Annotated in this window: 5 protein-coding genes; 4 read left to right on the plus strand and 1 reads right to left on the minus strand. The window is 64.9% G+C overall.

Annotated features, from left to right (window positions below; translation table 11 throughout):
- Nucleotides 1–144: 144 nt before the first annotated feature.
- Entirely contained in the window at nucleotides 145–1,320 is a 1,176-nt protein-coding gene (carA, locus tag P8X75_13995; protein MEJ1996295.1) for a glutamine-hydrolyzing carbamoyl-phosphate synthase small subunit, read from the minus strand.
- Between the two features lie 382 nt (nucleotides 1,321–1,702).
- On the opposite strand from carA, the gene P8X75_14000 reads away from it, so the two are divergent.
- The 4 genes from P8X75_14000 to P8X75_14015 form a co-directional block, all read left to right on the plus strand.
- Nucleotides 1,703–2,158 (plus strand): GatB/YqeY domain-containing protein, encoded by a 456-nt coding sequence (locus tag P8X75_14000; protein ID MEJ1996296.1) that lies wholly within the window; start codon nucleotides 1,703–1,705, stop codon nucleotides 2,156–2,158.
- A 176-nt stretch (nucleotides 2,159–2,334) separates the two neighbouring features.
- The gene (gene dnaG, locus P8X75_14005; GenBank protein ID MEJ1996297.1) at nucleotides 2,335–4,191 is read left to right on the plus strand and encodes a DNA primase; all 1,857 of its coding nucleotides are present in this window, start codon (nucleotides 2,335–2,337) and stop codon (nucleotides 4,189–4,191) included.
- A 142-nt stretch (nucleotides 4,192–4,333) separates the two neighbouring features.
- Nucleotides 4,334–6,373 (plus strand): RNA polymerase sigma factor RpoD, encoded by a 2,040-nt coding sequence (rpoD, locus tag P8X75_14010; GenBank protein ID MEJ1996298.1) that lies wholly within the window; start codon nucleotides 4,334–4,336, stop codon nucleotides 6,371–6,373.
- An 8-nt stretch (nucleotides 6,374–6,381) separates the two neighbouring features.
- On the plus strand, nucleotides 6,382–6,729 hold a 348-nt coding region (locus P8X75_14015; GenBank protein ID MEJ1996299.1), incomplete at its 3' end, for a hypothetical protein.

A 6,729-nucleotide genomic window follows, 5' to 3' on the forward strand; every position in this document is an offset into this window, starting at 1 on the left:
CTGGGCCCCGGAATAGTCGAACTCGCAGGCCTGGCCGATCACGATGGGACCGGCGCCGATGATCAGGATCGAGTGGATGTCGTTACGCTTTGGCATCGCTTCTTCAATCTCGCTTTCTTGCCGGTCCTGGGCAGGTCTTGCTGGTCAGGCCTTTGATTTCGCCGCCTCGATGTTCGCCACGAAGCGTTCGAAGAGGTAATGGCTGTCGTGCGGGCCGGGGCTCGCCTCCGGGTGGTACTGCACGGAGAAGACCGGCTTGTCCTTGAGGCGGATGCCCTCATTGGAGCCGTCGAAGAGGCTGACGTGGCTGGCCTCGACGCCTTCGGGCAGGCTGTCTTCCTTCACCATGAAACCGTGGTTCTGGCTGGTGATCTCGACGCGGCCCGTCTCCAGGTCCTTGACCGGATGGTTGGCGCCCCGATGGCCCAGATGCATCTTCTCGGTCTTGGCGCCCAGCGCCAGCGAGAGGATCTGGTGACCAAGGCAGATGCCGAAGATCGGCAGGTCGCGCTTGATCAGGTCCCGGACCACCGGCACGGCGTACTCGCCGGTCGCAGCGGGATCGCCCGGACCGTTGGACAGGAAGATGCCGTCGGGTTCGTGGGCCAGGATCTCCTCGGTCGTGGCGCTGGCCGGGACCACGGTCACCTCGCAGCCAAGACCCGCCAGGCTGCGCAGGATGTTGCGCTTCGCGCCGTAGTCGACCGCCACGACCTTGTGCTTGGGCGAGGAAAGCTGGCCGTAGCCGCCTTCGAGCGACCAGGGCGTCTCCTCCCACTTATAGGTCTGAAGGCAGGTCACCTCCTTGGCGAGGTCCAGGCCGTTCAGGCCGGAGAAGGCGGCGGCTTCCTGCTGCAAGGCCTTGACGTCCAGCGGGCCATCGGGGGCGTGGCCGATGGTGCCGTGCGGCGCGCCGGCGTCGCGGATGCGCCGGGTCAGCGCGCGGGTGTCGAGCCCGGCGATGCCCATCAGGCCGCTTGAGGTCAGCCAGGCGTCCAGGTGCTGGGCGGCGCGCCAGTTGGAGGGCTCGGTGATGTCGCAGCGCAGGACCAGACCGCGCGCCGCGGGCGCCACGGTCTCGATGTCCTCGTGGTTGGCGCCGACGTTGCCGATGTGCGGGAAGGTGAAGGTGATGATCTGGCCGGCGTAGGAGGGGTCGGTCAGGATCTCCTGGTAGCCGGTAAGCGAGGTGTTGAAGCAGACCTCTCCGGTCGAAGAACCGGCGATGCCGAGGCCGCGTCCCCAGAAGACCGTCCCGTCCGCCAGAACCAAGGCCGCTGTTGCGCCTTTCGGCGGGGTCGGGGCGGGGGCGTCGGTCATGTCACTTACCTCAATCCTGCTGGCGTCCGGTCCGGCCTCGGTTCGATCGGGCGCAGCCGCACCCTGTCGGCCGGACGGTTCGCGTGGCTTTGCGCCGGGTTCGCGGATGAACCCGTTTAGAGATCGCGCGCGCGAAACTTCCGGTCGGGCGGTCGCCGCGACGGCCTTCGTACCAAGCGCTATTCCTGCTGTCGTGCTAAGGGGCCTTGATAGGGGAGAGCAGCGGGAAGGTCAAGCAAACAGCAGGTAAAAAAATTATCCATTTATTTCAGGTACTTATAGGGAGCCATCTGATTTGCCAAGCGGGACGCTTTCCGTTAGTCTCCGCCGCCGTCCAAGGGAAGGCCCCTTATTGCAGAGGGCCTCGAGGGAGAAAAGATTCATGCTGCGCAGTCAGTTGAACGACGCCTTGAAAGTCGCGCTCAAACAAAAGGACTCGGCGGGGACCTCCACGCTCCGGCTGATCCTGGCCGCGCTCAAGGACCGTGACATCGCCGCGCGGGGCCGCGGACAGACCGAGGGCATCGAAGAGCCCGAGATCCTCGAGATGCTGCAGAAGATGATCAAGCAGCGCGAAGATTCCATCGAGGCCTACGACAAGGGCGGTCGCCCCGACCTGGTGGAAAAGGAGAAGGCCGAGATCGAGGTGATCCGCCGCTTCATGCCCCAGCCGCTGTCCGAGGACGAGACCCAGCAGGTGATCGACGGCGTGATCGCCGAGCTCGACGCCACCTCCATCAAGGACATGGGCCGCGTCATGGGCGCGCTGAAGGAACGCTTTCCGGGCCGCATGGACTTCGGGCTGGCGAGCCGGACGGTCAAGCAGAAGCTGGCCTGAACCGGCGGAGCCGGGGCTTTATCCCCAAGCTTTTCCACAAAGTGTCCCGGCTATTCTTCTTGCGGCCCCTGCTGCGCCTTGGCGCGGTCACGGGCCGCTCTGCTATTCTCCCCGCCCGAATCCCGACTTGCCCGCTTGTGGGGAGTCGCCCCTCGAAAGGGAGCTGATCGCAAGGCATGGCCTTTAGTCCCGCCTTTCTCGACGAATTGCGAAGCCGCTTGGCGCTGTCCGATCTGGTCGGGCGGCGCGTCAAGCTGGTCAAGCGCGGGCGCGAACACACAGGCCTTTGTCCTTTCCACAACGAAAAGACCCCTTCCTTCACCGTCAGCGACCCCAAGGGCTTCTATCACTGCTTTGGCTGCGGCGCGCATGGCGACGTGATCAAGTTCGCCATGGAGACCGAGGGCCTGAGCTTCCCCGAGGCGGTGGAGCGCCTGGCCGGGGAGGCGGGGCTGGAAGTGCCGCGCGAGACGCCGCAGGAGCGCGAGCGCGCCGAGCGCGCCGCCACGCTCTATGACGTGCTGGAGGCCGCCGCCGCCTGGTTCGAGGCGCGTCTGCGCGCCGAGGAGGGGCAGGAGGCGCGCGGCTACCTGGAGCGCCGGGGCCTCGCCAAGCAGGCCTGGACACGCTTTCGCATCGGCTTCGCCCCCGACCAACGCGGCCTTTTGAAGAAGGCCATGAACGCCAAGGGCATCGACGACGAGAAGCTGATCGCCGCGGGGCTGCTGAAGCGGGCCGAGGACGGCTCGCTGCGCGACTACTTCTTCAACCGGGTCATGATCCCCATCACCGACCGGCGCGGGCGCATCATCGCCTTCGGCGGGCGCGCGCTGGGCGAGTCGCCCGCCAAGTACCTGAACTCTCCCGACACCGATCTCTTCCACAAGGGCCGGCTGCTCTACAACCTCGCCAACGCGCGTCAGGCGCTGAGCGCGCGCACGGGCGCCGCGGAGGCGCGGCTGGTGGTGGTCGAGGGCTACATGGACGTGATCGCCATGGCCGAGTTCGGTTTCGCCGCCGCCGTGGCGCCGCTGGGCACCGCCGTGACGGAGGAGCAGATACAAGAGCTGTGGAAGCTCTCGGATGAGCCGACGCTCTGCCTGGACGGCGACAGCGCGGGCTTGCGCGCGGCCCTGCGGGCGGCGGAGCGGGCCTTGCCCCTGCTGCGGCCTGGCCGCTCCTTGCGCTTTTGCTTCCTGCCTCAGGGCGAGGACCCCGACAGCCTGCTGCGGGCGAAGGGCGCCCAGGCCCTGGCCGACGTGCTGGCCGCTGGCGAATCGCTCTTCGATGCGATCTGGCGGGTGAAGGCCGCCGCCTTCGACTTCAGCCGTCCGGATCAGCGCGCCAAGTTCGTTGCCGAGATCAAGGAGTCCTTCCGCGAGATCAGGGACGAGGACGTGCGCAGCGCCTATCTGGACGCCGTCTTCAACCGCCTGCGCGAGCGGCCCAAGACCGCCGCCGGAGGGGCGCGGCGCGGCACGCGGGGCAGCTACGGGCGCAAAGAGTACGAGCCGCCCAAGCACCAGGACATCACCGGCCCCTTGCTAGCCGATATCGCCGCGCAGCGACGCAGCTACCGCAGCAGCGTGACCCACAATCTCTCGCGCCGGCAGGAGGAACTTCTGCTGGCGACGCTGATCAATCATCCCGACCTGCTCGACGAACTGGCCGAGAAGCTGGCGCTGGTGGCGCTGAATTCTTCGGACCTGAAGCAGCTGAGAACGGCGCTTTTGGACGCCTTCGCCGCCGATCCGGGCCTTGACAGAGAGGCGCTGGGGTGCCACCTCAACGATCTAGGTTATCAGGGGCTTTTGGAGAGGCTCCTCAGCCGCGAGCTCTACACGCATGGGGCCTTTGCTAAACCGGATGCCGACTTGGGGTATGCGCGGGCCGGTTGGCTGGAAGTTTTCGCCCTTGCGCAGAAGCATCAGAGCGAAGCGGAAACCGATGACGCCAGACGCCGTCTGGCCGAGGAGATGACCGACGAGAATTTGGCCCGGCTCGCCATGGCGGACGGCGCTAAGGGGAGCTAGCGGCGGCTTTCCGAACCTCCGCCGTCATGCGCGGAAGGGGTTTGGGCAGCCGGCATTCGCCTGCCAGGGGCGAGGCGTCCGGATGGACGCCGCAATGGGCAGGCCGAGCGGGGCAGCAGGACTGGGGGGTATCGAGGACCGGATGGCGAAGCAGGCAAACGACAACCAGGAAAACGAGACGCGCGAGGAATCCGGCGACGGCGGCCTCGGCGACGTTACTCAAGCAGCCGTCAAGAAGATGGTCGCCCGCGCGAAGGAGCGCGGCACGCTGACCTATGACGAGCTGAATCAGGTTCTGCCTCCCGACCAGGTTTCTTCCGAGCAGATCGAAGACGTCATGGCCATGCTCTCCGAGATGGGCGTGACCCTGATCGAGAACGAAGAGGCCGAGGGCGACGACAACAGCGAAGAGTCGGGCGGCAAGGCCGGCGGCAACGTCGATGACGAGGACATCGGGCGCACCGACGATCCGGTGCGCATGTACCTGCGCGAGATGGGCTCGGTCGAGCTGTTGTCCCGTGAGGGCGAGATCGCGATCGCCAAGCGCATCGAGGCCGGCCGGGAGAAGATGATCGGCGGCATCTGCGAAAGCCCGCTGACCATCGAGGCGCTGCTCTACTGGCGCGAGGCGCTGCAGAACGGCGACATCCTGCTGCGCGACATCATCGATTTGGACGCCACCTACGGCGGCGGGCCCGAGAGCGCCCAGACCAACGCCGCCACCGCCGAGGAGGACGAGTCCAAGGAAGACGAGGCCGAGGAGAAGCCTGCGGCCAAGAAGGCCAACGGCTCGGCCAAGGCCGCCGACGAGGACGAGGATGAGGACAAGGAGTCCGGCGATTCCGACGAGTCGGAAGACGGCGACGGCGAGGGCAAGTCGGACGGCGACGACGAGGACGAAGAGGAAGAGAACAACCTCTCGCTCGCGGCCATGGAACAGGCCCTGCTGCCGGAAGTCCTGGAGACCTTCGACAAGATCGCGGCGACCTACAAGAAGCTCTCCAAGCTTCAGGGCAAGCGCCTCGACATCCTGCATGCCGGCGACACCGTGCCCACGGCCACCGAGAAGCGCTACGACAAGCTGCGCCACGAACTGATCGAGCTGATGGACGGCGTGCACTTCAACAACGCGCGCATCGAACAGCTGGTCGAGCAGCTCTATGAGATCAACAAGCGCCTGATGGGTTTCGAGGGGCAGCTGCTGCGTCTGGCCGAAAAGCAGAAGGTCAAGCGCGAGGACTTCCTCAACAACTACTACGGCAACGAGATCGACCCCGCCTGGCTCGACAAGATGGTCAAGGAGGGGGGCAAGAACTGGGCCGCCTTCGCCGAGAAGGAAGCCGACAAGATCGCCGCTCTCCGCCAGGAGATCGCCGTGGTCTCCGCCGAGAGCGGCCTGCCGATCTCCGAGTTCCGCCGCATCGTCAACACGGTGCGCACCGGTGAGCGTGAGGCCAGCAAGGCCAAAACCGAGATGGTCGAGGCCAACCTGCGCCTGGTGATCTCCATCGCCAAGAAGTACACCAACCGCGGCCTTCAGTTCCTGGACCTGATCCAGGAGGGCAACATCGGCCTGATGAAGGCCGTCGATAAGTTCGAGTACCGCCGCGGTTACAAGTTCTCGACCTACGCCACCTGGTGGATCCGGCAGGCCATAACCCGCTCTATCGCCGACCAGGCGCGCACCATCCGCATCCCCGTGCACATGATAGAGACCATCAACAAGCTGGTCCGCACGGGACGTCAGATGCTGCACGAGATCGGCCGCGAGCCGACGCCCGAGGAACTGGCCGAGAAGCTGCAGATGCCGCTCGAGAAGGTCCGCAAGGTGATGAAGATCGCCAAGGAGCCGATTTCCCTCGAGACGCCCATCGGCGACGAGGAAGACAGCCAGCTCGGTGATTTCATCGAGGACAAGAACGCCGTCCTGCCGCTGGACAGCGCGATTCAGGAGAATCTCAAGGAAACCACGACCCGCGTGCTGGCCTCGCTCACGCCGCGCGAGGAACGCGTGCTGCGCATGCGCTTCGGCATCGGCATGAACACCGACCACACGCTCGAGGAAGTGGGCCAGCAGTTCTCCGTCACCCGCGAACGCATCCGCCAGATCGAAGCGAAGGCGCTGCGCAAGCTCAAGCACCCAAGCCGGAGCCGCAAGCTACGGAGTTTCCTCGATCAGTAGGAAAAGCGTTGATCAAATCAGAACGCACCTCCTATACGGATTTGCTTCGGTTCAAGTCTGCGCTTGAACAGGTTTCGGGCGCTGAAGAGTGGTATCGATTAAAGGACAATCGCTCGCTGGCTACTTGGAAAAGCTCATTACAAAAAGCTTTGAGGATGACTGCTGCCGCCATCGAAGGCACCGTTGCAATTGCCGACGAGGACTGGCTGTCACGATCTAAGGAAATCTTGTGTCAAGGAAAGCAAGATATTTCGAAGAGCCACTCCATCGGGGATGTAATAGGCTCATTTGCGGCCTGTTATATGCTGCTAAGCTTTAATCAGATTGGGTTCGCGCCGGACCGAAAGGGGAGCACT

Origin of the sequence: Limibacillus sp. (genome assembly GCA_037379885.1) — a bacterium.
GTDB lineage: Bacteria > Pseudomonadota > Alphaproteobacteria > Kiloniellales > CECT-8803 > JARRJC01.

What these genes read in the sequence shown, in the direction of transcription:
- carA (MEJ1996295.1), bottom strand. Translation starts at nt 1,320, where the DNA reads ATGACCGACGCCCCCGCCCCGACCCCGCCGAAAGGCGCAACAGCGGCC.
- P8X75_14000 (MEJ1996296.1), top strand. Translation starts at nt 1,703, where the DNA reads ATGCTGCGCAGTCAGTTGAACGACGCCTTGAAAGTCGCGCTCAAACAA.
- dnaG (MEJ1996297.1), top strand. Translation starts at nt 2,335, where the DNA reads ATGGCCTTTAGTCCCGCCTTTCTCGACGAATTGCGAAGCCGCTTGGCG.
- rpoD (MEJ1996298.1), top strand. Translation starts at nt 4,334, where the DNA reads ATGGCGAAGCAGGCAAACGACAACCAGGAAAACGAGACGCGCGAGGAA.